This is a genomic window from Marinomonas vaga (assembly GCF_055388305.1).
On the sequence record NZ_AP043903.1, the window covers coordinates 1,061,350 to 1,087,232 of the forward strand.

Sequence of the window (25,883 nt, forward strand, 5' to 3'; positions counted from 1 at the left end):
CTCCACTAGCCTAAGGCATTGATACAAGGAAGAAATGATACAAAACGACCCAGACAAGCGTCGGTGCAATCAATGCATTAGCCGTAATGATAATAAGGTTGCGGCGCGTCCGTTCATGGCAGTAGAGCATCGACATTAAGAACACAAATGGAATCGATGCCAAAAGAAATCCTAATCCCATGTTGGGCAACATCATCCCGATGAAGTCCATACCCCAGAAGTAGGCAGGGATTAACGCTAAGGTCGCGATCAACCGAAAGAAGTCCGCGTTCTTAACAAAAAATTGGTATTGGCCTGTGCGAATAGCACGTAGTACAGGTCGGAAATTCACCACCACAATCACCAGCCCCAAAATCAACACCAGCGCAATGATGATACGCGGGAAAAACAGATGAGATTGGTCAAAATCGATGACGACATTATTCAGTGAGGAAAACCAAGACATAACAAACCTCTCTAAGAAGTCAAACACTCCGGGGGCAGGTACCCCCGGAGCGGCCATCTACATAAGGATTACTTGTGTAGACTTTGGATAATTTTCGCGTAGCTGTCGCGTTTCGCCATCAAGTGCTCTTGCGCTTCAGCAGATTTACGGAAATTAGGGATGAAGAAAGACTTCTTAAGGGTTTCTTGAACTTTACCGTCAGCAAATACTTCTGCTAACGCATTGTCTAAGAACTCAACGGTCTCTTTAGACATACGTTTGTTGTACAAGAAGAAGAACTCTTTATCGAAGGTAAAATCGTTCTCAGCATCCATTGGCACTTTTACACCAAGGCCGGATGCGTACTGCATCAACTGATCACGGGAGGTTTGTCCCATACCTTCTGGGTTCGCATCTTGTACAGTCGACGCTTTTGCAGTCAACCAAACAAAGCTCATCGCTTTTTGGTCATCAGCAGGCAGGCGAGTGTACTGCTCGTTGGCTTGCACACTACCGTTAATCACGTCCGCTAGACCGTCAAACATCGCTTGGTTTTTATCAGACTGAGAACCTGTGTTCAAAGCAACAATGTTGTCTTCTTTGCCTGGGTAAGCAAGACGCACAGCGTTTTTCATTGCAGAGAAACCGATTTCAGAAACACCACCTGGTTGGATCGCAACACGGATGGTTTCGCCGTTACCTGCCGCATTCAAAACTTCATCCATAGATTTGTATGGAGAACTTTTAGAGACTAGGTAAGCGTTACCTGGGTTGGTAGCAAAGGTTGGACCGACGTTCCATTTTTTGAATGGATCTTCATAGCCCTTCTTGCCGTACAAGTTGCCTAGGTAAGCTTGGTCATGGAAGATCATTAGGGTGTTACCGCTTGGTACACGTGCAAGTGCTTGGTAACCCGCAGAGAAACCGACAGCATCTACTTTAACGTTGGCGTCGATTTTGGCTGCTAACGCTTCGGCAATGATCGAAGACGCTTGGTAAGTGTCTCCACCGGTCGATTTAGAACCGATCACGATACGGATATTGCCACGGATTGGGTTATCCGCTGCGAAAGCGATTGTTGGTGCAGCAACAAGAGTAGTGGCTAATACAGCTACTTTTGCATTTTTTAGAATATTTTTCATAGTTATTGTCCTGTCCCGTAGTTGTTTTTGTATTAGACGAGATATCGCGCTCTTTAAGCTTTTCTAAGGATGCTTCCTACAGAGAAACGCTTAAAATTGACTAAAAGAACGACTTAATCATACATCATACAAAGTCACTTGCAACTGTCTAAACACGAAAAAATTTTCCATATCTGGCCTGAGTAAAACAGGTAAAAATCTGTCGCAAAAACCTAATGAACGTCTGCAAAATAGCGATAAAAATCCAAAAAAACTCTATAAAACAAGCAATAAAACTCACTTATTCCGTCATAAAAGACACTAAAAATACTGTCATTTTGGAGCAAGAAGACAACAAAAAAAGTTCGTTACCCCACCGAATATTCATCAATATCCGGTGGGGTTGTCAAAACTTTTGTCAGAAAAAGAAGGGAATTAAGAGGCAGAAGTGATGGCTGAAGTACTCGAACGAGGCGCTGACACCACAGGCGCTTCACGGACCTGAAGAATGTCGTAAGCATAAGTTTGAGTCAGAGTGAGGAACTCCTTTTTAATTTGCGTTAGAGCACGGGCTACCATCCCCACAATAGGGTTACTCGGAGCAAAGCTCAGTTGGAACTTACGCAAATCCAAACTTAAAGAGGAGTAAGTATCAATGGCTTGCTCAAAGCACCCCATACGGCACTGGCACTCCGCCAGATTTAAATCTGTGACCACCAAGGCGTTAATCGCTCCTTCCGTGTCGAACCAGCAATCGATCATTTGGCGTGCCGATCGCGAGGCATCACGATAGTGAATCTCCGCCTCAGTATTGTTGCCCGTATGAAATGCCTTGTTACCTGCCACGATTAACCGTTGCCACTGTTCCATTGAATACCTCTCCATCAATGAGAATTTCATTAATGATAATCAGTATCATTTGCATTTGTCCAGTTTAATCACTCAATTCTTTGCGCCACGTCAGCAATCCAACACACCCAAAGGGTCAGATTGGCCTCATCCGGTCCAGAAAAACCTAGCACCAACCCTAGTGGAGCAGGCTCCCCCGAGGGATAGTGCGAATGCAACCAAGACAAATGCAAACCCTTTGCGCGACAGCCTTGATCCAAAGCTTGCCACCAAACATCAGAAGTGTAGTCCGGTTTCACATGCAGGATGACATGCATGCCACCACTGGGTCGCTCCCAGTCAAACCACTGACCCAAATGACGGTCCAAGGCATCAATCAGCACGTCTCGCTTATGACGATACAGGCGGCGCATACGGTTCAGGTGTCGGTAAAAACTGCCTGTCTCCATGAAATCGGCAATCACCGGTTGTACCGGCAAAGACGCCGATAACCCCAAAGCCTGCTGACTCCCCATGATTCGCTCCACCTGAGAACTTGGCGCCACGATAAAGCCCATGCGTAAGCCACGAAACAGCACCTTTGAGAAGCTACCCACATAAAACACCCGCTCGCTGGCCGCCCCACGGCGCTGGGCTAATTGCATCAGGGGCGCTTGAGGTTTGCCTTGATAGACAAACTCGTTGTCGTAATCGTCCTCAATTACATAGCCCTGACCGGACGCTAAGGCTTCTAGCCATTGCTCCCGTACTGGTGAGCTGTAGCTAATCCCTAAAGGGTACTGACGGTTAGGAGTTAAAATAGCCCCCCACTGCTGTAGGTTCTCAGGGGGATGCGCCCCTTGGTCTGTTACAGGCAGGCTTAGACTGTCATAACTGGACACGCTTGCTTGAATGGGTGGGTAGGTTGGATTTTCTAACAGCCAAGTCCGTGTTTCTGAACGCAGGGCATGGGTCAATAGGGCCAAGGCATCCCGATTACCAGCGGTCAGGATAATCTGCTCAGGGGAACACTCTAATCCACGCAGCGCATAGAGATAATCCACAATGGCCAAACGCAAAGGCGGAAAGCCCGCCCGAAATCCACCAGTAAGTAGATTGGGATCTGGATTCAACCAGCTACGACGCATACTCGCCGCCCAAGCCTTACGGGGGAACGCCCCCACGTCTACCCCTGAATCAAACGCAAACGTAGGTGCCACAGGCTGAGAGCGAGCCACAGTCGAGCTTTTAGGCATCACACGCTCTACCGCAGCCACAAACACACCGCGCTTGGGCTCACTGATCAGCACTCCTTCCGCAATGAGTTGCTCATAGGTCTGAATCACCACACTGCGGGAGACTCCCAGAGATTGCGCCAAGGAGCGACTGGAAGGCAACTTATCACCTACCCCCAATCGCCCCTGCTCAATGGCTGCTAAGAGCTGTTGCTGTAACTGCTGATACCTTGGGGTCTCATTGGACTCCAAACTAAAGGAAAGGCTGGCGATCATGTTCTGGACTGGCCTTAATCTACTTAAATATTAGATTCTCAGCCTACCAGATCTTAAACCTACCACCAGAGGATTTAGCCATTGACCAGAGTTTTTAAGCGCTGAACTACCGCCATGGCGTCTTGGGCCAGTTGTTGCTCATCTACCCCGAGGACTCGCCCGTCCTGCACCACTGGCTTGCCATTGACCAAGCTGGTGTGGATCTCACAGGGTTCACCCGCCATGACAGGGGCCCATTCACTTTGATGAATGCCAGCCAAACGAGGATTGTCTAAACGATACAGGACAATATCTGCCCCATAACCCACGGCCAGTTGGCCTGTTTTAAACCCTAAAAGGTCAGCGCCATTTTCTGTGGCCAACCCCATAACGCCCTCTGGACTGGTGGCGTCGGCCCCATGCTGGGTGCGGTGCAGCAACCAAGCAAGGTTCATCTCTTGGAGCATGGAACCTCCTTCACTGGAAGCTGAGCCATCCACCCCTAGGGTGATCTTCATGCCTGCTTGAGCCATCTCAATCACTGGCGCAATACCACTGCCAAGACGGCTATTAGACGTAGGACAATGGGCAATACGTGTCCCAGACTGAGCCAATTTTTCAATGGCTGGACGATCGGCTTTCACCAGATGGGCAAACCAAACGTCCTCCCCCAGCCAACCACAGGATTCCGCATAGTCCACGGCGCTCATGCCATGTTGGGTTTGCGCCACTTGCTCGTCGTAGCTGACTTCTAACAGATGGGAATGGCGTTTTAGCCCATTGGCTTTGGCAAACTTACCAAAAGCCAGCAGATCGTCTTTAGGAGACGTGTGTACCAAGCTGGTGGGCGCCACCACCAAGCGGCGCATACTCAACTCTGAACCATCATGGTAGCGCTGACGACTGGCTTCCATACGGCTGAGGGCCATATCTAAGGTTTCTGGCTGAATCCGATTGCCCTGCATGCCTCGATGGCTGCCAGTGGTGGTCGTGGCCCCGCGACACAAAGCAAAGCGAATACCCAGCTCTTCTGCTGCCTGCCAAACCGCATCCTCTAACTCAGGGGAAGTGCCCGCATGATACAAATAATGCTGATCCGCACAGGTGGCGACACCCGAGCGCAGCAACTCATAAAAGCCCACTTTGGCGGCCACATACATGTCTTCTGGGGTAATCTTGGGCCAATAACGGTAGGGCACTTGCGCCAACCATTCCCCTAGGGGGACCTGACGACCTTCAGGGATGCCTTTTAACACGGACTGGGCAAGATGGTGGTGAGTGTTCACAAAACCGGGGTAAGCCACACAATGACAGCCATCGATGGCGATTTCTCCATCTTCTAAAGGTAAATCTTCACCTAGGGCGGTGATCACACCGTCTTGAATGCGAATACTGTTGGCCGAACCCGCAACGGTTGGCATGGCGGATAAGTTCTGTATGAGATAGCGGCTCATGTCCTCTCCTGAGTTGGAAAGAGCAATGTCTTGATCGTCATAACGATGCTAACCGCTTCTACTCTTTTGCATTGGGTACACATTACATAAAGTACAAATTACATAGGGTAATAAGTAAGGCATCGCCACGACGGCAAGCCATTAAAATGAGAAGCAAATCTTATACCAGCGTGAAACGCTCGTTTCACAACTAAATCTCACCAAAACGGTTAGACCAAGACTAATAATGTTCCGTTATAGTGCAGAAAAACATAAAACGTCGCCAATCATGGGGTTAAAAGTTGGCCTATCGCTTGCATTATCATAACCAAGGTCTCCTAAAGAGGCCCATTGGAGCTGAGTAGAAGCGGTCAGGTATTGATGATACCCGGGCATTGCTCACTCCCATTCGACGATGCCGAAGCGGCGTGTGGAATGGGAAGTGACAGCCGTTGTACTCGCTGTGTAACCCCGATCCTCTCGCCCTCACCCACACCGACTTCGTGACTTTGTCGTGTTCATTCCGCCTAGCGGATTAATCGATCATTTCGGAGTCTCACTATGTCCAAATTTCATCTTGTAAAACACCCTATTGCCCGCACTCTTGCCTTGGCTGGTCTAGCCTCTGTGAGCGCTTCTGCGTTTGCAGCGGACGCGGTTCGTTTCCAGCTTGATTGGCTACCAGGCGGGGACAAAGCACCGATTTATGTGGGCCTTGCAAAAGGCTTCTTTGAGGAGCAAGACCTAGACGTGAGCGTGGCCACAGGCCGTGGTTCAAACGATGCCATCACCAAGCTCGCCACCAACAACGCCGACATGGGACTAAGTGACTTGGTCGCCCTGTTGATGGCTAAAGCAGAAAACGAAGTGCCCGTGAGCGCCGTTTATTCCGTCTTCAGTGAAGCCCCCCATGCTTTCTTTGTGTTGGAAGATTCGGGAATTGAAAGCGTCAAAGACGTGGAAGGCAAGCGCATCGCCACTTCCCCTTACACCTCTTCCAACGTGTTTTTGCCTCTGCTACTGAATGTGAATGGCGTACCAGAAGACAGCATCAAGTTGACCAAAGCCGATCCGGGCGCTCTGAACGCCATGTTGATTCAAGGCAATACGGACGTGGTGATTTCTTGGGTGACGGATACGGTGAAATACGAGCATCAAGCTCAGATCGCAGACAAATCCATTAAGGTGATGCCTTGGTACGACGCTGGTCTCGCCTTCTACGCCACCTCGATTATTGGCTCTGATCGATTCTTATCAGAACAGCCAGAAGTGGCGAAGCGCTTTGTTACCGCCTACGCCAAAGCCATTGATTACACTTGGTCCCACCCTGAAGAAAGCGGTGAGATCGTCCATGACATGGTGCCAGAAGTGGATGCAGCCACCGCCACCGACACCATCAAATCCATTAAAGGTCTGGTGTTTAACGCCGTGTCTGAGCGTGACGGCATGGGCGCCCTGACGCCTGAACGCCTTGCTACGACTTGGCAGTGGACAGCAAAAGCCCAGAACAAGCCTGTAGACAGCTTTGATCCTGAATCCGCTATCAACCGCAGTGTATTGAAATAAGCGTTTTCGATTGCCTCGTCAGCGATGTTCACCCATCGCAATCCTGACGATTTACCGCACCGGCAACGGTGCGGTCTTTTTGTGAAGCCACTCTTTAAAAGTCTTCACCACAGGATCTTCTACCTGAGACGGTGACATGACTGAGAAATAGCCATTGGACGAACGGGTCGAAAACGCCGGAAAGGCGGTCAACAGATTCTTGTCCAACATATCATCCACTAGGGTGCCCCACCCCAGCGCCACCCCTTGCCCAGCAATAGCCGCCTGTAACAGCAGGGTATAGTTATCAAACTCCATCACCGTTTGTAGGGGCGACCAAAGACTGTTGTGCTGTTCAAATAAGCGCTCCCAAACCATCCACTTTTCATCGGACTCCGCGTGAAGCTTTAGCAGGGGCGCACTACTGATGTCGGCTAACTGGTTAAACGGCCCATATTCCTCTGCTAACTTCGGACTGCAAACAGGGAACACCTCTTCTTCGAACAATTTTTCCGACACAAAACCTTTGTGCAAACCATCACTGAAGACAATTGCCAGATCGATGTCTTGCAACCCCACATCCACATTACTCTGGGCGGTATGCAGGCGAATCTCGATCTCTGGGTGCTCTTTTCGAAACTCTGGCAAGCGCGGCATTAGCCAATAAGCGGCAAAAGCGAAATCCGTTGCGACATTAATTCGCGGGGTCTTATTTTTTTTGCGGATAAAACTGACCACCTTGCGGATCTCACTGAAGCTCGACTGAGTCGTTTTTAGCAAAATATGACCTTCGTCTGTGAGCTCCACGCCACGGTACACACGACGAAAAAGTGGTGTGTTCAAAAATGCCTCTAAGGCTTTCACTTGCTGGCTTATAGCGGGTTGGGTGGTCCCCAACTCTCGAGCAGCAGCGGTAAAACTTAAGTGTCGAGCCGAAGACTCAAACACCACCAACATTTGTAAGGGTGGCATGTCGCTTTCAGATAACATTAGTTCAGCTTATCCCAATCATAATATTTCAGTCAGTTTACACACAGTTTTATAGGGTGCAACCTAGTAACCATACACAATCTATACACCAGTGACATTATTTTCACTTATTTAATAGAGGCACCAAAATTGAGCAACAAGACTTCTAAACAGCCCAACATTCTATTCATCATGGCTGACCAAATGGCAGCCTCTGCCTTACCCTTTTATGGCGGTAAAACCGCGAAAGTCCCACATCTTGCTTCCTTGGCGGAGAAGGGCGTGGTATTTGACTCGGCTTACACCAACAGCCCGTTGTGCGCGCCATCCCGTTATGTACTCATGACAGGGCAGCTACCGACCCGAATCGGTGCATGGGACAACGCTGCAGACTTCCCTGCGGACATCCCAACTTTCCCATACTACATGCGCGAAAAAGGCTACCAAACTGCCCTGTCAGGCAAGATGCATTTCTGTGGCCCAGACCAACTCCATGGTTTTGAGCAGCGTCTTACCACAGACATCTACCCAGCGGACTACGGCTGGTTCCCAAACTGGGATGACCCAGACACACGCCCAACTTGGTATCACAACATGTCTTCTGTGACGGATGCCGGTACTTGTGTGCGCAGTAACCAACTGGACTTTGACGACGAGGTTGTGTTCCACGCCGAGCGTTACCTATACGACTATGCCCGCGGCAAGCAAGAACGTCCGTTCTGTTTAACCGTGTCCATGACGCACCCCCATGATCCTTACGCCATCACCAAAGAATACTGGGATCGCTATGATCATGATGAGATCGACTTGCCTAAGGTCACCATTGCGAAAGAAGACCAAGACCCGCACTCTCGCCGTTTGCAGGACGTTTACGCCTACTACGACCAAGAGATCTCAGAAGAAGAAGTGCGCAACGCTCGTCATGCTTACTACGGCGCTTGCAGCTATGTGGATGACCAAGTAGGTCGACTTCTGAAAGCCCTGAAAGACTGTAACCTAGATGAAGATACCATCATCGTATTCTCTGGGGACCACGGTGACATGCTGGGTGAACGTAATCTTTGGTACAAGATGTCTTACTTCGAAGGCTCCGCCCGCGTGCCTCTGATCGTTTGTGCGCCTAACCGTTTTGAGCCAAAACGCGTAAAAGCGTCCGTATCGACCATGGACTTATTGCCTACCTTTGTGGACTGGGCGACTGAAAACCAAGGCACAGAATACGCTATGCCGATTGATGGACGCACGCTAGTCCCTCACGTGGAAGGCAAAGACGGCGGTCACGATGAAGTGATTGGCGAGTACTGTGGCGAAGGCGCTATCGCCCCCTTGTTTATGATTCGCCGCGGTCAATATAAATACGTACACTGTTCCATCGACCCAGACCAATTATACGATTTAGAGAAGGACCCTCTTGAGCTAACAAACTTGGCGCAAGACCCAGAGCACGCCGACGTGGTTAAAGCTTTCAGAGAAGAAGCATTGCAACGTTGGGACTCTGATGCCATTACCCAAGCCGTGAAAATCAGCCAACGTCGCCGTCGTCTGATCGTTCGCGCCATGGGCGAAGGCGAAACCAACATCGCATGGGATCACCAGCCGTACTTCCCGGCAACAGAGATGTACATGCGTAACCATATTGATCTGGATGATCTAGAAGCCAAGTCGCGTTATCCAAAAGTGTAATGTTATGCTCTTGGGAGAGCTCAAGAGGCTCTCTCAAGAGACCTGTTACCGATTTGTAATAACAACTCGTTTCACTACCAAATGATTAGATATCACAGAGGAACCGATTCATGAAAAACCCGCGCTTATCAAAAACGCTTATTGCCACCTTCACCACTGCTGCGATTTCCAGCGGAGCCTTCGCGGCCGTGCCAGAGCAATGCCAAACGGTCACCATGACGGATCCAGGCTGGACAGACATCGGCGCGACAAACGGTTTAGCAACCACTGTTTTAGAAGCGCTTGGCTACAGCACTGATATCAAATTATTGGCGGTGCCAATCGGTTACGAAAGCCTTAAAAACGGCGAAATTGACGTTTTCCTAGGTAACTGGATGCCAGCACAAACGGCGTTTTTGGAAAAATACAAAGACAGCCTAGACGTGATTCGCACCAACTTGGAAGGGGTTAAATTCACCCTAGCCGTGCCACAATACGTGGCTGACGCAGGCGTGACAGATTTCGCTGACCTTGAGAAGTTCTCCAAAGATTTCCGTAGCCGTATCTACGGGATTGGTGCAGGCTCTCCAGCCAACCAGAACCTGATGAACATGATCGACAAGAACGACTTTGGTCTAGGGGAATGGCGTGTGGTTGAGTCTGGCGAGCAAGCCATGCTGGCTCAGGTGTCTCGCGCGGTGAAACGAGAAAACTTCATCGTCTTCCTAGCTTGGGAACCACACCCAATGAACGTGAACTTTGACCTACAGTACCTATCCGGTGGTGACGAGTACTTCGGTCCAAACTACGGCGGCGCGACCATCCACACAGTGACACGTAAAGGCTACGCCAGCGAATGTGGCAACGTGGCCCAGTTGTTAGAAAACATGGAATTCACTCTAAACATGGAGAACACCGTGATTTCTATGACGGATGAAGGCATGTCTGCCAACGACGCAGCGAAAAAATGGCTACAGGACAACCCAGCCGTACTGTCTGACTGGTTAGAAGGCGTAACCACTACCTCTGGTCAACCGGGTCTTGCGGCGGTAAACAGCGCTCTTGGCCTGTAATTCCCCCGCCTTTGCCGCTACTTTAACGGCAAGCCTTTGAGCATCACCAACGCCCACTCCTTGGAGTGGGCGTTTTTGTATCTGACGACCATCTAAACTGACTCTATATCTGAACCGACAACAATCTGGACTGGTTAAATAAATGTAATCTGGTCATTTTTAACACATCCAACTCCTTCTATGATGACTTTACTCCCACGACAGACCGTAACCATTGATTTTCACCAGAGGAAAGACCATGTCAGCGTCATTGCAAACGCCAACCAGCACCGTAAAACGTGGGGCAAACCGCGCTTCTTACGATGTTGAGCTGGTACACAAAATCCTAGATGACACCCTACTGTGTCACATTGGCCAGCAGATGAATGGCCAAGTATTCGTGACCCCAACCTGCCATTGGCGCGAAGGGGATTACCTTTACTGGCATGCCCACAGCAAAGCACGTAACACCCATGGGGCGGTAAAAGAAGGTCAAAAGGTGTGTATTAACGTTTGTGAGCTGGATGGATTAGTGCTGGCCCGCTCAGCGTTTCACCACTCGGTGAACTACCGTTCCGTGACCTTATTTGGTGTGCCTGAGCCCATTGAAGATTACGATGAAAAAATGCGCCACTTTAAGCTGTTCGTAGACAAAGTCTCCCCGAACCGTTGGGACAGCCTACGCCCAGTGAAGGACATCGAAGTCAAAGCCACAGGACTGGTACGCATCAAGATCGAAGAAGCCAGTGTCAAAGTGCGAGCGCAAGGAGCTCTGGATGATGACGAGGATTTCGATTGGCCCGTTTGGGCAGGCGTGCTGCCACTGGAAAAACAATGGCAAGCGCCACAGCAAAACGACGATCAGACCCAAGACTACCCTGCACCAACGGCGCCCCACGCTAAATAGTCTGGAAAGCCCTGCGGTCAGACGGCATAAATGCTAGTGATTATTATTTAATAGCGATACACTGAATACCTCTTTCAATGCAGGACGCAGGGGTATTCAGTATGCCAACATCTAAGCCAATCAACCTTGAGGCGCTTTTCGTCCTCGTCTTCACTCTACTGTGTGCTGCCCTTTCACCTATTTTAGAGTATTGGTTAAGTGGCTCGATTATGGCGACTGTCGCTGTCGTACTCGGTATCTGGTGCGCCGTAGTTCTCAGAAAATCCGTCTTCCACCTTCCAGCGTCATCTACCAAAAGCGGCTCGTTTTTAACCGCCAACTTGCGTCAAAAAGCCCTCTACTGTGTCTTTGCCACCGGGTTATTCATGGCTTCCTGCGCTGTGTTTTTCATCACTTATCTGGTCACACATCCTGTATTTGGCGTACCCTTCTTTGTGTTATGGGGCATGGGTCTATGTATCACTTATTCCCAACAGGTCAATCACATGCTCTGGCAGTGGGCTCTTAAGGGCAGCCAGCCTCACCCTTCTAAAACTTAGTCAGTCTCACGCTAGATTAAGAAAATCCAGCAGAATCAGTCACTTTGCTATGGTCGGTGGCACAGACTTTTCATACACTGAAAGGACCCCTTTTCATGTAAATGCCCGACGGATAGCGCACTCATGACCATCGAAATATCGAGCCAGTACATATTTTTAGCTGGGTTGCTTGCCCTGCTCAGTATCCTTGCCAGCGTTCTATCACGCCGCCTTGGGGCGCCCCTGCTGTTGATTTTCTTAGTCGTTGGCATGCTCGCAGGGGAAGATGGCATTGGCGGTATCCAGTTCGACAATTCTGGTTTGGCATTTCTGTTTGGTAACCTAGCCCTTGCCGCCATCCTACTGGACGGTGGTCTCGGAACACGTAAAGAAACCTTCTCCATCAGTTTAAAACCCGCCTTTATGCTGGCCACCGTGGGGGTGTTAGTCACCGCTGGGCTCACGGGGGCTGCCGTGCATTTCTTGCTGGGGTTCCCATGGAAAGAAAGCATCTTGATGGGGGCGATTATCGGCTCCACGGATGCGGCCGCGGTATTTGGTTTGATCCGTAACGCAGGCTTACGTCTAAAAGAACGTACCGGCGCGACCCTAGAGATTGAGTCCGGTGCCAACGATCCTATGGCGATCTTCTTAACCATCACCATGGTGGAGTTGATCAGCACCAGCAACACCAACCTTGGTCTGGCCATGTTGTTGGAGCTGGTACAGCAAATGGGCTTAGGTTTATTAATCGGTTTGTCCGGTGGCTATGTATTAAATCGGGTATTGCCCAAGTTACACCTCACCAGCTCCTTGTACCCATTATTGGTCACTTCCGCAGGTTTGAGCATCTTTGGCATTACCAACCTGTGGGGCGGCAGCGGCTTCCTCGCCATTTACATTGTGGGTGTGATGCTGGGGAACTCCACCAACATGCCCTACAAAAAAGACGTTCATCGATTTCACGACGGCATGGCGTGGTTGAGCCAGATCGGCATGTTCTTGATGTTGGGTCTGCTAGTCGTGCCCAGCCAAATCGGCCCAGTGATCATCCCAGCATTGGCGATCGGTGCCGTGTTGATCTTTATTGCTCGTCCGATTGCGGTGCTCCTGTCTCTACTACCGTTTCACTTTCCTTGGCGTGAGCAGGTGTTTATCAGTTGGTGTGGTTTACGGGGGGCGGTGCCGATCATTCTGGCCTTGTATCCTTCGTTATCAGGGGTGGAGCAAACCCCTATTTATTTCAACCTGGTCTTTGTGGTGGTGATCATGTCCTTGGTATTACAGGGCTGGACGATTCCCCAAGTGGCCCGTTGGCTTAAATTGGAGCTGCCTGACAAAGCGGCGACCCCAAGCTCCTTTAGCTTGGCCTTTGACGATTACCACAACCGCCATATTCTGGTGTATCACGTCCCTGAAGACAGCGATCTGGTGGGCTCTCCCTTGGAGTCTTTACCGACGACCCAATACTCGCGCCCAATGGGTGTCATGCGCAGTGGACAACTCTTGCTGGAGCCTGATCAAGCGCTACAAGCCCTTGATAAAGCGGCATTTTTCTCCCAAGTGGAAGACGATCAAGAACTTAACCGCGCCTTTACCCCAGGCCAAGCCCTACAGCGCACCACCATGAGTCAGTTCTACGGGGACTTCGTGGTCAACAGCGACGCCAAACTGCGGGATCTGGCTTACAACTACTTCTTCTTTATGGAAGAAAAGTATCTGGACAGCACCGTCAAAGAGTTCTTCTTAGACAAGTTCCGCGGCCATGTGGTGGTGGGGGATAAATACCGCTTTGGTGAAATCGAGCTGACCGTTCGTGAGCTAGAAGCGGGGGAAATTACCCAGTTTGGTTTGAAGATCATTCGCTCAAAAACGCACCATAATTAGGCCAATTGATTAAATTTGCACCATTTATGCGCATTTATCAGGCCTTTTTGCTTGCCTATTTTCCCTGAAACGCTAGTCTTGCCCCTTTTTTAAGAAACCTCCTCCCAAAAATAGGGGGTTTCTTCGAGCTCTATCAGAGCTCATTCCTGCAAATCATAACGACAAGACCAACTGGGAGCGCCTGATGGCCACTTTAATTGACTCGCTGAACACCTTCTTTTGGGGCTATGTTCTTATTTACGGCCTATTGGCTGTGGGTGTGTACTTCACCCTTCGCCTAGGTTTCATTCAAATACGCCACTTCCCTGAATTCGTCCGCACCGTTTTTAAAGCCCCCCAAAGCGACCGTGGTGGCATCTCTCCTTTCCAAGCTTTGTGTACCAGTCTGGCTTCCCGTGTGGGCACGGGGAACATGGCAGGGGTCGCAGTAGCCTTAGCCCTAGGTGGCGCAGGGGCGATCTTTTGGATGTGGGTAGTGGCTTTAATCGGTATGGCAACGGCCTATGCTGAAAGCACCTTGGCACAGCTTTACAAGGTTCGTGACCAAAACGGCCAGCTTCGCGGTGGCCCTGCGTTCTACATCAGTAAAGGCCTAAAAGCACCTTGGGCGGGAGCTATCTTCTCCCTCGCCTTGATCCTTGCCTTTGGCTTGGTGTTCAACGCGGTACAAGCCAACTCCATCGCAGGAGCAATGGAAGGCGCCTTTGGCATCCCTAAAATGGCCACAGGCCTGATCATCATGGGTCTGGCGGCCATCGTGATCTTTGGCGGTATCAAGAAGATTGCACGCTTTGCTGAGATCGTGGTGCCCTTTATGGCCATTGCGTACCTGCTGTTGGCGTTGTTTATCATCGCCATGAACATTGAGCAGGTGCCAGCTATGTTCGCCTTGATCTTCAAGAGTGCTTTTGGTATCGAGCAAGCCGCAGGCGGTGTGGCAGGCGCTTTGTTAAACGGCGTCAAACGTGGCCTCTTCTCCAACGAAGCAGGTATGGGTTCTGCGCCAAATATTGCCGCCGTAGCCACTCCTAATCCTCACCACCCAGCGTCACAAGGCATGGTGCAGTCGTTAGGCGTGTTCATTGATACCTTGCTGATCTGTACCGCAACGGCCTTGATGATTCTCTTGTCTGGAGTATTGGGCAACGGTGAGTCAGGCATTGTACTGACGCAATCGGCTATGTCTCATCACGTTGGTGCGGGCGGTCATTACTTCGTGGCGATCGCAATCTTCTTCTTTGCCTTTACCTCCATCATTGGTAACTACAGCTACGCTGAAAACGCCCTGACCTACCTAAAATGGGCCACAAAACCGGGCATCTTTGTCCTGCGTATCCTAGCGTTAGCCATGATTCCTTGGGGTGCGTACGAAAGCGTGGCAATGGTCTTCAACGCCGCCGATGCGGCCATGGGCTTAATGGCCACCATCAACCTCATCGCCATCGTCTTGCTGTCTGGCTTGGTGGTGAAACTGACCAAAGACTACTTCGCCCAGAACAAAACACACACCCCTGTGTTTAACCCTGATGACTTCCAAGAAGTGCAAAAAGACATTGATCTGAGCGTTTGGAATGAGAAGCCAAAACAGGATTGATGGTGTTTTAAGCTTTTAGATCTGATGATGAAGCCCGCCTTGTGCGGGCTTTTTTGGGGGGAAATGCAACAGACAATACTAAAAACAAAGCACCAAATGCACCTAAACTAAGATGCAAGCTTGCTGAACTCGCTAATATAGATTTCGCCATTGGCTCTCATTATTAGCATGATCTCAGTCTTTCAGGATGCTAAGGAATGAGATCGTTCGGACTTTTGCTGTTTTTTGGATCTTCCGCTTCAACGGGCATCCGCAAACCTTAGCGGAAACTTTAGCCTATGAAGGCTACCCAGACTCCGATAGAAATTACACATAACGCCCTGTTAACAGGCAATAAAATAGTTGGTAAAAATAAGCGGAGAAGGAGAAAAGACTACTATTTTTTGTCCTTTTTAACAGCTTTTTAGCTCTCTAGTACTCGCGATTTCTATCTCGCTCAGCACGAGTGACAGCCTCTGCTGTTTCCCTATTTAATTCAGTCAATGCTAAATAAGTATTTCTTAAGGTAAGACCTAGCAATGCAAGTTGAACTATTGAAGTAATTCCAAGTAACGTATATAAAATTCCTCGGAAGTATTCTTTTATATCAATTGCCCACTGATACAATGCCAATATTTCTTTTACAAAAGGTACTGATAATGAAATTGCTATAACAACAATGGAAATTATCATCGTTCTAACAAAGCCAATAAGTATCTTCGAATCTTCAGTAGCTCTATTAAGTGCTTCGGTTCTCTCATCAGCAGAAGCTTGTCTAGCAGCAGAAGCTGAACTTAAGGCTTTGGGATAGGTAATAGCTAACCATGCACCAGTTACACCAAATATAATTGAGGCTATAGTTCGAACATTGTCAAAATACTTAGATTGCGCTTCATAACTTATATTTTTACCAGCTATGAATAAAAAATATAAAGTTACCAATGCAATTGAAGAGGCTAATATGATTAACAACCACTTCATTCTGAGGTTCATATCAAGCCACCTGTGGTGATACATTTACTTCACGTGCAGGTAATAAGGCAATTAGTTCTTCCCTACGGGAATTGATGCTGTCCTTGAGGTTTATCATATTTAGAAGCTGGCCAACAACAACCCATTCTACATCGATACTAATTTTACCTTTTGAGTAAGATTTACTAAGCCATTCTTTTTCATCTGCACCAAATACATTATTTTTAGGGAATTTGAATCCAACATCCTCCCAGCTTCCATTGTCTTGACCAGCCTCATAATTGGCAATAATTCGATTTAACTCTCCCTCTGATGGTGTGTAGTTCAATTCATATGTTAAAGGTATTTCGTGTGGCATATGTTCATTTTGATTAGCGATTCCAATCAAGCCTAATAGTTTATCTACTGTACCCTCATGAACAGGTTGAGCTCTATCTAAATTTATACGTCTGATTACACCTCGGATCTGTGCCCGGCTTCGAATAATCAAATCTCTTTTAGCAGGGTTTTTATGTAGTGTTCTAGTAAACCTTGGCACTAATTCTATATTAGGTTGGTTATTTCCAACTGCATACCCAAGAAACTGATCATTTTCGTCAAACCTTACATATCGGCTTTCTGTTTTAATAAAAGACTCTAACCAATACGAAAATGATTTCATCCCCGTTCTAGGGGTGCCAAAAGTAATTGTGGCTATTGTGTTTTGTGAAGGCATTAACCAGAAATATGTTGCATATCCTGGAATAGATCTAGAAGGCAAATTGCCTCTATGCAAAGCTTTTTCATTAATATTGTCTATTGTAGCCGAAGGATCTAGGGCATATACAGAGTCACCAGAATCATGCGTTCTATTCCACATTGCTAAAAAATAATCACCTGAATTCGGATCGTGCTTCATGCTTACTAAGTATGTTTCGAGAAAATCCATATCTGAATCTTCACTGACTTCATAAGTACATGTATTTTGGATTAACCTTCCACCCGAGTTAGACCAATTATATATATTATTAACAATTTCTGTAAATGATCCCATTTCTGGATTTCTAGCCTTTTCGCGGTAAAGCCCACAGCTTTTAACCTTATGGAATCTAATACTTGCTTTTTCAATCATTTAGCAATCCTTTTATATAGTAAGCAAACTGTGGTGATTAAACTCTAGAGAGCTAACGCCGCGCTAACCGGTAAAATAGGAGCGAAGCTAGTATTTTATCCGTGTGCAGGATTTTTTATGGGCCGAACGATGGACCATTGTCATTATTATATTCTTGCTTTGACTTTACTTCGGGTGAATCTATATCTCCATACTTTTCACGATTCACCAGCACAGGATCATTATCAACAACCAGCTCAAGAGTATGAGAAACAATGACATCTGCTGTTACCACATACTTATACCTTATCTCTGAATCTGTAAACCCTGCAGCAGAGAGCACAATTGAATCTCGATAATCAAGACCATGCCCCATCAGTAAGCGATATCCTAACAATTCAGAAATGTTCTCTGAGTGTTTATATATTCCTCGATGCTTTTCATTCAACGCGAGTAAATGCACTGTTACCATGCTTCGACAAAGTGGAGTGGGTTTCTTTCCTATAGGTAAATAATCATACAGAATTGTATAGTGAGCCGGAGATGATTCTGAATATTGTTTTAATCGATCCCATTTTATTGATGAAAATGAGCCGGATAAGATTTTACTTCCATACGTAATTCGCTTTGCCTCAAGAAATGCAACACCTTCAACACTTTTACCTGACTCTAAATGAATCTTAACGATTAGAGCAATATCACCATGAGTTTTTTCAGAAGTACCCTTTAGCTTGTATGCATTCCAAGAAGTAGAACGGTAAATATCCTCTACTTTTACTGGGTCTTTATGTAACTTTTTCAGAGCCCTTAAAATGTCTGCGGTTATTATATTCTCATCCCACCGCCCATCTTCTCTCTCTTCAAAGCAAGCTTCAATCTGAGAGTTTACAGCCTTTTCAAGGGCAGCGGTCCAATCTTTCCAATTCAATTAATTTCTCCTTCAGGCCCATAAAATTTTAATGCGCGTGCGTGTTTATACGATAAACTATGCATGCGCATTATTCTGTATTTGGCTCTCTACTAAAAACTTATAAACTATTGATGTACATGAATATTTTAAATATCTTAGGCATGGAGATACACGCACATTCGTTTTGGCAGATAACCGTGCTTGTCAGGGAGAGGTAAAAGGGTAGGCTTCTCGTCATCCATGACTGCATTGATTACAGATTAAGCTATTCTTTCGGCATTTCCAATAACAATGGCCTTGATATAAGTCTCCATGTGTTTAATTCGCGCTGACGGTCGAAGCTAAGGAACGAAGCAAGACAATGCGCAAGCGAATTGAATTGCATGGAGGCTTTCTTTCTGAGGAGCTGGGGTGTCACGTAGTTGTCGGGCTAAAGCCCGACCTACAGAGGTTCGGGCGTTTGTGGTGGCTTCTGGTTGACATCTAGGTTGCGATCTTCGTCACCAAAAGGATTTGGTTCCAACAAGTAAGTGGTACGAAAAAGCCGCCAAGTTCGGTGAAGTTGGCGGCTTTTTGATGTTTATTTTGGGTTATGCTGGGTTAGCGTCCCGTTTTCACATCTGTCCATAGGCGTACCATTAGGCGCTCGATGCGCATGCCGCGTACTTTTTGGGCGAAGAGTTTTTCCTTCACTTCTTTTGGCGGGTAGATGCCTTCGTTGTCACGGATTTCTTCGTCTTGTAGATCCATGGCGTCTAGGTTCGGGTTGGCGTAGGCCACGTAGTTGGAGATGTCTGCGATGATTTCAGGACGTAGCAAGAAGTCGATAAACTGGTGAGCCGCGTCTTTGTTGTCCGCATCTTTTGGCACTGCCAACATGTCGAACCAAACCTGTGTGCCTTCTTTTGGAATGCTGTATTCGATGTTGATGCCGTTGTCCGCTTCGATGGCACGGTCTTGGGCTTGGATCACGTCACCAGACCAACCGATGGCGACACAGGCGTCACCGTTTGCCAAGGCGCTAATGTACTGGGAGGAGTGGAACTGGCTCACGTATGGGCGCACGCTTTTCAGCAGTTGGACGCCTTCGCTGTCTAGGGCATAGTCTGCTGGTGTGCGGCTGTTTGGATCTTTGCCTAGGTAGTTCAACACTAGCGGGTACAGCTCATCCGGTGAGTCGAGGAACATGACGCCACAGTCCTGTAGCTTTTCCATGTTTTCAGGTTTGAACACCAGATCCCAGCTGTTCACAGGGGCATCATCACCTAGGATTTCTTTGACCTTTTCCACGTTGTAACCGATGCCTGTGGTGCCCCAAAGGTAAGGCACACCGTATTGGTTACCGGGATCAACGGCTTCTAGGAAGGACAATAACTCTGGGTCCACGCGATCTAGGTTGGTTAGCTTGGATTTGTCCAATGTGTCGAACACACCCGCTTGGATTTGGCGTCCCATGAAGGAGGCGGTGGGCACCACAAGATCGTAGCCAGAGTTCCCTGCTAACAGCTTGGCTTCTAGCACTTCATTACTGTCGAACACATCTTCTACCACTTCGATGCCTGTTTCGGCTTCAAATTTATCGATGGTGTCTTCTGCAATGTAGTCAGACCAGTTATAAAATTTTAGCGTCTCAGCCATGGCAGGTGTCACACCCGCACCCAGTGCACAGACCATACCTGCAATGGGTAAAACACGACGTTTGAATCGGCTCGCTTGAGTCATGGTTTGGTTCCTTTAGTGATGATTAGACCATGCATTGGGCTGTGTTTTTCCATCCCAGTCCCAATGCATGGTGTGGTTTAAACGTTATACGTTTAGCAGTAGGTGCTCCCGTTCCCAAGAGCTGATAACGCGGTTGAATGTCTCGAATTCACTGCGTTTGACACCCATGTAGGCGGCGACAAAATCCTTCCCAAGGATTTCGCACAATGGCTCACACTCTTCTAAAAGGCGAAGGCCCTCTTCCAAGGTGCGAGCAATCTCCACATCTGGGTAATCGGATGGGGGTTCGTTGCTTTTGGTTTCTTCCGTTGGGCGAAGTTTTTGCTTCATACCCAAGTAGCCACAGGCGAGGGTCGCTGCGATGGCAAGGTAAGGGTTACAGTCCGCTCCTGGGAAGCGGTTTTCGATACGGGTGGCTTCTGGCACAGAATACGGGATACGCAGTCCGGCTGTACGGTTATCAAAGCCCCAGTTCATGTTGATCGGTGCGGCCATTTCTGGGGAGAAACGACGGTAGGAGTTCACATTGGGCGCAAAGAAGCTGATGGCATTAGGCGTGTACTTTTGCAGGCCGCCCAAGTAGTTGTAGAACAACTCGCTCGGTTTGCCGTTTTCATCAAACACGTTTTTGCCTGTTTTTGTGTCCACTAAGCTTTGGTGGATGTGCATGGCACTGCCCGGTTCGTTCTTCATAGGCTTGGCCATGAAGGTGGCGTACACACCATGTTTCAGTGCCGCTTCTCGCAGGGTACGTTTGAATACAAACACCTGATCCGCAAGATCCAATGGATCACCGTGAATGAAGTTGATCTCCATTTGCGCCGCGCCAGACTCATGGATCAAGGTATCCACGTCTAAGCCTTGGGCTTCGCAGTAGCTGTATAGGGTGTCGATAATAGTATTGAACTCGTTTACCGCATCAATACTGTAGGAGCGACGGGAGGTTTCACGCTTACCAGAACGACCCGCGGCTGGTTTTAGCTCATAATCTGGGTCCGTATTAGGCTGGATAAGGTAAAACTCTACCTCCGGTGCGATCACTGGGCGCAGACCTTCTGCTTCATATAATTTTAAAATATGACGCAGGATGGTACGGCTGGCCAATGGATGAAGGTCGCCATCTGTGGTGTAGCAATCATTGATGACTTGGGCAGTGGGTTCATCCGCCCACGGCACCATACGTAAGGTTTTGGGGTCAGGCTTGAGCACCATGTCACGGTCACTGGCATCGACAATGTCGTAGTGATTGTCTGCCCAATCCCCCGTGACACTCTGCACCAGTACTGTCTCTGGAATGCGCCCAGTCTTCTCAGCTAGGAACTTGAACGTCGGGTAAAATTTACCTCGCGCGTTACCTGTCATGTCCGCCAATGTCGACTCGACTTCCGTTATTGCATGCTCTTTTAGAAAAGCTTCAAGCTCTGTCATAACCCACCTTACGTTGTCTGCCCAATGAACCTCATCGGGCAGGAAAATTCTTTTTGCGATCTTTGCATATTGAGTTATGCTTTGCGCTAACCCGAATAATGCTTCGGTTTAAAACATATTTTAGTTTGCTTATTAAATCAACACTTTGTTAAAAATAGCTTCACAAAGCTGATTTTTTAACATCCATAAGCCGATCAATTGTTCGGTTATTATTGATTTCATGTTGTAACAGGAGTGTTCCATTGCGCACCCACGAAATGTCCTATTACGCTGCGACCACCAAAGCGGAGAAGAATCACCCACAGCTAGTGGGGGATCACACCACTGACATCTGTATCATAGGTGGCGGCTTTACTGGCACGTCTGCAGCATTGCATTTAGCGGAAGCAGGCTATCAGGTCACACTCCTTGAAGCACATAAAATCGGCTGGGGGGCCTCAGGCCGAAACGGTGGCCAGATTTGCCAAGGCCATAATATGGGCCATGCAAACATGGTCAAACAGGTTGGCAAGGAGGCCGCAGACATTCTCTGGCAGACCTCTGTGGACTCGGTAGACATGGTGAAGCAACTCACCGAGCGCTACCAGATTGACTGTGACCTCACCCCCGGAGTGTTGCACGTGGCCTATAAGAAAAGTCATGTGGAAGAGATTCAAGAAGCGGTGGAGTATAAGCGCACTGTGCTGGGCTACGAGGGCGTGGAATACTTAGACGCCGCTACCGTGGCACAAAAGCTTGGCACTGATCGCTATCATGGTGGTGAGTGGTATCGAGACGGTGCCCACATCCACCCATTGAACTTCGCCCTCGGTCTGGCAAAAGCAGCTCAATATCATGGGGCCAAGCTCTATGAAGACTCTCCTGTCATTGACTACAGTGAGGGCAAACGGCCTGTGGTGCGCACCGCAAAAGGCCAAGTGACCTGCCGCTATGTTTTGTTTGCCTGCAATGGTTACCTCGGCAAGTTGAACCGCCCTGCGGCACGTAAGATCATGCCGATCAATAACTTCATTATTGCCACGGAGCCTCTACCTGAAGAGGTGGCGGATCGCATTAATCCAGATCGTATTGCGGTGGCGGATTCCAAGTTTGTGGTGAACTATTTTCGTTTATCCAAAGATCGACGCATGCTCTGGGGGGGTGGTGAAAACTACAGCCCACGCTTCCCCAAAGACATCGCCAGTTTTGTCAAAAAACACATGGTGGAAACCTATCCTGAGCTTGATACGTATGCCATCGACTTCGCGTGGGGCGGCACCCTTGCCATCACTTTGAATCGCATGCCGCACATCGCAAGGCAGCAGGAAAACGTCTTTGTGGCACAGGGCTACTCGGGGCATGGGGTGGCGATGGCTACCTATGCGGGGGCGATTTTTGCCAAGGCGGTTCAGGGTTCGTTAGAAGAAGTGGATGCCTTTGAAAAGCTGCCTATGCGGGATTTCCCAGGGGGGACTTTGTTACGCTGGCCGGGGCTGGTAGCAGGCATGTTGTATTACTCCATGCTCGACCGTTTACCTTAAGAATGGAGCCAATCTATTACCGCGGGAATATCCAGCGCAAACACAGGTGTGTATAATTTGTACGGTCGATCGCGAAGCGCGCCGGTCTCATTTGATTTGAAGGACGCCAATCCCAATTATGGCTAAAACCTCTAGCACGACGAAAACCATGCAACCTGTGTCGCCTCGCAGCGAGCCAGTGCAAACCCGCTCCATTAAGCGTACTCAGCAGATTTTGGAAGTGACCAGTGAGCTGCTGGAAACCGTGGGGTTGAATGACCTGAATACGGCCATCATCGCTAAGGAAGTGGGCATCTCAGTGGGGTCTTTGTACCACTATTTTCCCAACAAGCATGCGATCCTATACGCCATGGGTAAAACTTGGCTGGACAGCATTGAGGAAGTTCTTAAAGAGATTCAAGAATGGGATCTGGAAGCCATGAGCTTGCCAGTTTTCATCGATCAAGTGGTGGACACCAACTTACGGACTTATCGCCAACAGCGTGCGGTACTGCGCTTGGTACAGGCCATGTTCTCTGTGCCTGAGCTGCGCGAGCTGGACGAACGCCATGACGACATGGTGATTTCACAAATGGCGAAGGTGTTTAAGCGCATTGGTCTGAACAAACACATCCGTGAACGTGAACGGATTGCCCGCCATTACTTGGAAGTGACCCACAGTAGTTATCTGGTGGTGGTGAACCAAAACGACCGCCGTGCGTCTCGCACCTTAGCAGACTTAAAGCTGATGCTAGGGTGTCTGCTTGAACACCATTTGAATACCCCAGAATAACCCACAAAAAAGCCCCTGTAGTAATCCCTACAGGGGCTTCTTACCCTATGACAACGCGTTAGCTTTTGAAGTAATGCATGTTGTCTTTTAGGTCTTTCGTTAACTGCTCCAGCTGGGTCGCCGTTTCCGCATTTTCGTGGGCAAAGGCCACCATCTCTTTGGCGCCACCATCCACGGCTTCGGTGTTTTGGCTGATGTCACGGGTGACACTGGTTTGCTCTTCCGTGGCGCTGGCGATCTGGGTTGCACGATCACTGATACTAATGATCAGGTGTTTGATCTGATCAAAGTTGTCACGTACCGCCTGAATATCGCTCACACTGCTTTCCACTTGATCATGGCTGCGCTGAATTTGTTTCACCGCATGACCACTACTGGATTGCAGATTCTCGATCATCTTCTGGATCTCTTCGATAGAACTGTAAGTGCGCTGACTTAACACACGTACCTCGTCAGCCACCACGGCAAAACCACGCCCTTGCTCCCCTGCCCGTGCCGCTTCTATGGCTGCATTGAGTGCCAGCAGGTTCGTTTGTTCGGCAATATCAGAGATGGTATTCAAGATAGAGTTGATATTTTCGGCATCTTGACTCACTTGCTGGATCACCCCAGACACTGAGCTGACCTCTGTCGCCAAGGTATGGATACTTTGTTGGCTTTTGTCGATCTGAGCTTGGCCAGATTCACTAGCAGAGACTGCTGAGTCCGCATTTTGCGCGGTTTCTAAAGCACTACCGGCGATCTCTTGGGTAGCTTGTACCATTTCGTTTACGGCCGTCGCCACCATGGCAATGCTCTCTTGCTGGGCCTGTAAACGAGTCAGACTGTGACTGGAGGTGCCATTGATTGAGCCAGCCTGAGTCGCCAAACGATCGCCAATGGCTTTGACGTTATTGATGGTGCCTTGTAGGCGCTCCACGAACTGATTAAACGCGGTCACCAAATCAGCCACTTCATCACGGCTATTGACGGTTAAACGTACCGTGAGATCCCCTTCCCCATGGGCAATGTCTTGTAAGCTTTTGGTGACTGTTCTGAGGTCTTTTAGCAACCATTGGGACACCTTAAAGATCACCAGTGCTGCCAACACCATCAACACCACAAACGAGACAAGTGCTGTCTGTGCAAAGGCTGCTACCGGCGCCATCAGTACGTTTTTATCCATCACCAAGGCCACGACCCAGCCGGTTTTACCCAGCTGCTGTAGATAAGCAAACTTTTCGCTGCCTGCTACCGTAATCTCTTTGTATTGCGGTGTGCCGGTGGCATTTTTTACGTCGGTAGAAGACAGGCCATAACCGACTTCATCGATGCTTTTTTGGATCAAGGCTTTGTCTTGATGTGCCAATAACACGCCGGCAGAGTCGGTCAGCAGAAGCTCCCCATCCCCCAGCACATCAAGCTCTAGAATGCGGTCGAGCAAATCATCCAAAAACACCAAACCACCAATGGCACCGTAATACTTACCCTTGACTATGATGGGCTCCACAAAGGTCATTGAAAGCTTTTGGGTGGACGCTGAGATATAAGGGGCAGTGACATAGGTCTTTTTAGACGCCTTGGCATCTTTGTACCAAGCACGCACACGTGGGTCGTAATCAGCGCTGTTTAAGCTTGGATCATGGCGATACATGTGACCATTTTCCAGCCCTAGGAAGGTCATACCGAACCCTAGACTGGATTGGGCTTGTTGTAACACCGAAAGGATTTTGGCTTCGTCTTCCCCGTGTTGCTCAAGCACTCTTTCCAAATGCTGACGCACCGTACTCATCGTTTGACCGCGGTCTTCATACCAATTTGTTAGGTATACGTTGATCGCGGATGCCTGGGATGACGCTTCCGACCTGACGTTGGCTTGGGTACTTTCACTGAATTTGAAATAGGCAATCAAGCCAATGGATAAAGCGACGATCAGGGTCGCCGCCATGGCTTTCATAACGATTTTGGTTTGTAGAGATAACTTCATTGGCAATCCTTTGATGATTATTAGAAGTTTTAGGATCAACGATCAATATAGTAGAAGGTTGGAAGCATCACACAGTGTGATGACAAGTTTGTGG

21 protein-coding genes are annotated in these 25,883 nt (G+C 48.6%); 9 read left to right on the forward strand and 12 right to left on the reverse strand.

Annotated features, from left to right (window positions below; all coding sequences use genetic code 11):
* Positions 1-10 precede the first annotated feature (10 nt).
* The 5 genes from ACZ5DR_RS04990 to ACZ5DR_RS05010 all read right to left on the reverse strand — a co-directional run bounded on the left by ACZ5DR_RS04990 (position 11) and on the right by ACZ5DR_RS05010 (position 5,317).
* Positions 11-445 (reverse strand): tripartite tricarboxylate transporter TctB family protein, encoded by a 435-nt coding sequence (locus ACZ5DR_RS04990; protein ID WP_377366226.1) that lies wholly within the window; start codon positions 443-445, stop codon positions 11-13.
* Between the two features lie 68 nt (positions 446-513).
* A complete protein-coding gene (locus tag ACZ5DR_RS04995) occupies positions 514-1,566 on the reverse strand; it encodes a hypothetical protein (protein WP_377366225.1) in 1,053 nt (350 codons plus the stop codon).
* Between the two features lie 414 nt (positions 1,567-1,980).
* Positions 1,981-2,415: a hypothetical protein gene (locus ACZ5DR_RS05000; protein ID WP_377366224.1), complete on the reverse strand. Its 435-nt coding sequence runs from the start codon at positions 2,413-2,415 to the stop codon at positions 1,981-1,983.
* A 68-nt stretch (positions 2,416-2,483) separates the two neighbouring features.
* Positions 2,484-3,884 carry a MocR-like pyridoxine biosynthesis transcription factor PdxR gene (gene pdxR, locus ACZ5DR_RS05005; protein WP_377366223.1) on the reverse strand — a complete coding sequence of 467 codons (1,401 nt, stop codon included), beginning with the start codon at positions 3,882-3,884 and terminating at the stop codon, positions 2,484-2,486.
* Between the two features lie 74 nt (positions 3,885-3,958).
* Positions 3,959-5,317 carry an amidohydrolase family protein gene (locus ACZ5DR_RS05010; RefSeq protein WP_377366222.1) on the reverse strand — a complete coding sequence of 453 codons (1,359 nt, stop codon included), beginning with the start codon at positions 5,315-5,317 and terminating at the stop codon, positions 3,959-3,961.
* A gap of 540 nt (positions 5,318-5,857) precedes the next feature.
* Here ACZ5DR_RS05010 and ACZ5DR_RS05015 point away from each other — a divergent pair.
* Positions 5,858-6,862, forward strand: a complete 1,005-nt coding sequence (locus tag ACZ5DR_RS05015; RefSeq protein ID WP_377366221.1) for an ABC transporter substrate-binding protein — start codon at positions 5,858-5,860, stop codon at positions 6,860-6,862.
* Between the two features lie 51 nt (positions 6,863-6,913).
* On the opposite strand, the gene ACZ5DR_RS05020 is transcribed toward ACZ5DR_RS05015, so the two are convergent.
* On the reverse strand, positions 6,914-7,831 hold the full coding sequence (locus ACZ5DR_RS05020) for a choline sulfate utilization transcriptional regulator (protein WP_377366220.1): 918 nt from the start codon (positions 7,829-7,831) through the stop codon (positions 6,914-6,916).
* Positions 7,832-7,960: 129 nt separating this feature from the next.
* Here ACZ5DR_RS05020 and betC point away from each other — a divergent pair, with 129 nt between their 5' ends.
* The 6 genes from betC to ACZ5DR_RS05050 all read left to right on the forward strand — a co-directional run bounded on the left by betC (position 7,961) and on the right by ACZ5DR_RS05050 (position 15,430).
* A complete protein-coding gene (gene betC, locus ACZ5DR_RS05025) occupies positions 7,961-9,493 on the forward strand; it encodes a choline-sulfatase (RefSeq protein WP_377366219.1) in 1,533 nt (510 codons plus the stop codon).
* Positions 9,494-9,603: 110 nt separating this feature from the next.
* A complete protein-coding gene (gene choX, locus ACZ5DR_RS05030) occupies positions 9,604-10,545 on the forward strand; it encodes a choline ABC transporter substrate-binding protein (RefSeq protein ID WP_377366218.1) in 942 nt (313 codons plus the stop codon).
* 238 nt (positions 10,546-10,783) lie between these two features.
* Complete coding sequence (locus ACZ5DR_RS05035) at positions 10,784-11,431, forward strand: pyridoxamine 5'-phosphate oxidase family protein (protein WP_377366217.1); 648 nt, start codon at positions 10,784-10,786, stop codon at positions 11,429-11,431.
* A 101-nt stretch (positions 11,432-11,532) separates the two neighbouring features.
* Entirely contained in the window at positions 11,533-11,970 is a 438-nt protein-coding gene (locus tag ACZ5DR_RS05040; protein WP_377366216.1) for a hypothetical protein, read from the forward strand.
* Between the two features lie 123 nt (positions 11,971-12,093).
* Positions 12,094-13,836: a potassium/proton antiporter gene (locus ACZ5DR_RS05045; protein WP_377366215.1), complete on the forward strand. Its 1,743-nt coding sequence runs from the start codon at positions 12,094-12,096 to the stop codon at positions 13,834-13,836.
* Between the two features lie 184 nt (positions 13,837-14,020).
* Positions 14,021-15,430 (forward strand): alanine/glycine:cation symporter family protein, encoded by a 1,410-nt coding sequence (locus ACZ5DR_RS05050; protein WP_377366214.1) that lies wholly within the window; start codon positions 14,021-14,023, stop codon positions 15,428-15,430.
* A gap of 411 nt (positions 15,431-15,841) precedes the next feature.
* Here ACZ5DR_RS05050 and ACZ5DR_RS05055 read toward each other — a convergent pair whose 3' ends face one another.
* The 5 genes from ACZ5DR_RS05055 to ACZ5DR_RS05075 all read right to left on the reverse strand — a co-directional run bounded on the left by ACZ5DR_RS05055 (position 15,842) and on the right by ACZ5DR_RS05075 (position 21,531).
* Complete coding sequence (locus ACZ5DR_RS05055) at positions 15,842-16,390, reverse strand: hypothetical protein (protein WP_377366213.1); 549 nt, start codon at positions 16,388-16,390, stop codon at positions 15,842-15,844.
* A 13-nt stretch (positions 16,391-16,403) separates the two neighbouring features.
* A complete protein-coding gene (locus tag ACZ5DR_RS05060) occupies positions 16,404-17,492 on the reverse strand; it encodes a hypothetical protein (protein WP_377366212.1) in 1,089 nt (362 codons plus the stop codon).
* A gap of 115 nt (positions 17,493-17,607) precedes the next feature.
* Positions 17,608-18,399: a hypothetical protein gene (locus tag ACZ5DR_RS05065; RefSeq protein ID WP_377366211.1), complete on the reverse strand. Its 792-nt coding sequence runs from the start codon at positions 18,397-18,399 to the stop codon at positions 17,608-17,610.
* Positions 18,400-18,981: 582 nt separating this feature from the next.
* A complete protein-coding gene (locus ACZ5DR_RS05070; protein ID WP_377366210.1) occupies positions 18,982-20,103 on the reverse strand; it encodes an extracellular solute-binding protein in 1,122 nt (373 codons plus the stop codon).
* Positions 20,104-20,187: 84 nt separating this feature from the next.
* Entirely contained in the window at positions 20,188-21,531 is a 1,344-nt protein-coding gene (locus ACZ5DR_RS05075; protein WP_377366209.1) for a glutamine synthetase family protein, read from the reverse strand.
* A 242-nt stretch (positions 21,532-21,773) separates the two neighbouring features.
* Here ACZ5DR_RS05075 and ACZ5DR_RS05080 point away from each other — a divergent pair, with 242 nt between their 5' ends.
* Together ACZ5DR_RS05080 and ACZ5DR_RS05085 are read left to right on the forward strand one after the other, a co-directional pair.
* The gene (locus ACZ5DR_RS05080) at positions 21,774-23,051 is read left to right on the forward strand and encodes an NAD(P)/FAD-dependent oxidoreductase (RefSeq protein ID WP_377366208.1); all 1,278 of its coding nucleotides are present in this window, start codon (positions 21,774-21,776) and stop codon (positions 23,049-23,051) included.
* Between the two features lie 118 nt (positions 23,052-23,169).
* On the forward strand, positions 23,170-23,823 hold the full coding sequence (locus ACZ5DR_RS05085) for a TetR/AcrR family transcriptional regulator (protein WP_377366207.1): 654 nt from the start codon (positions 23,170-23,172) through the stop codon (positions 23,821-23,823).
* Between the two features lie 58 nt (positions 23,824-23,881).
* On the opposite strand, the gene ACZ5DR_RS05090 is transcribed toward ACZ5DR_RS05085, so the two are convergent.
* Positions 23,882-25,789 (reverse strand): methyl-accepting chemotaxis protein, encoded by a 1,908-nt coding sequence (locus tag ACZ5DR_RS05090; RefSeq protein ID WP_377366206.1) that lies wholly within the window; start codon positions 25,787-25,789, stop codon positions 23,882-23,884.
* Between the last annotated feature and the right edge of the window lie 94 nt (positions 25,790-25,883).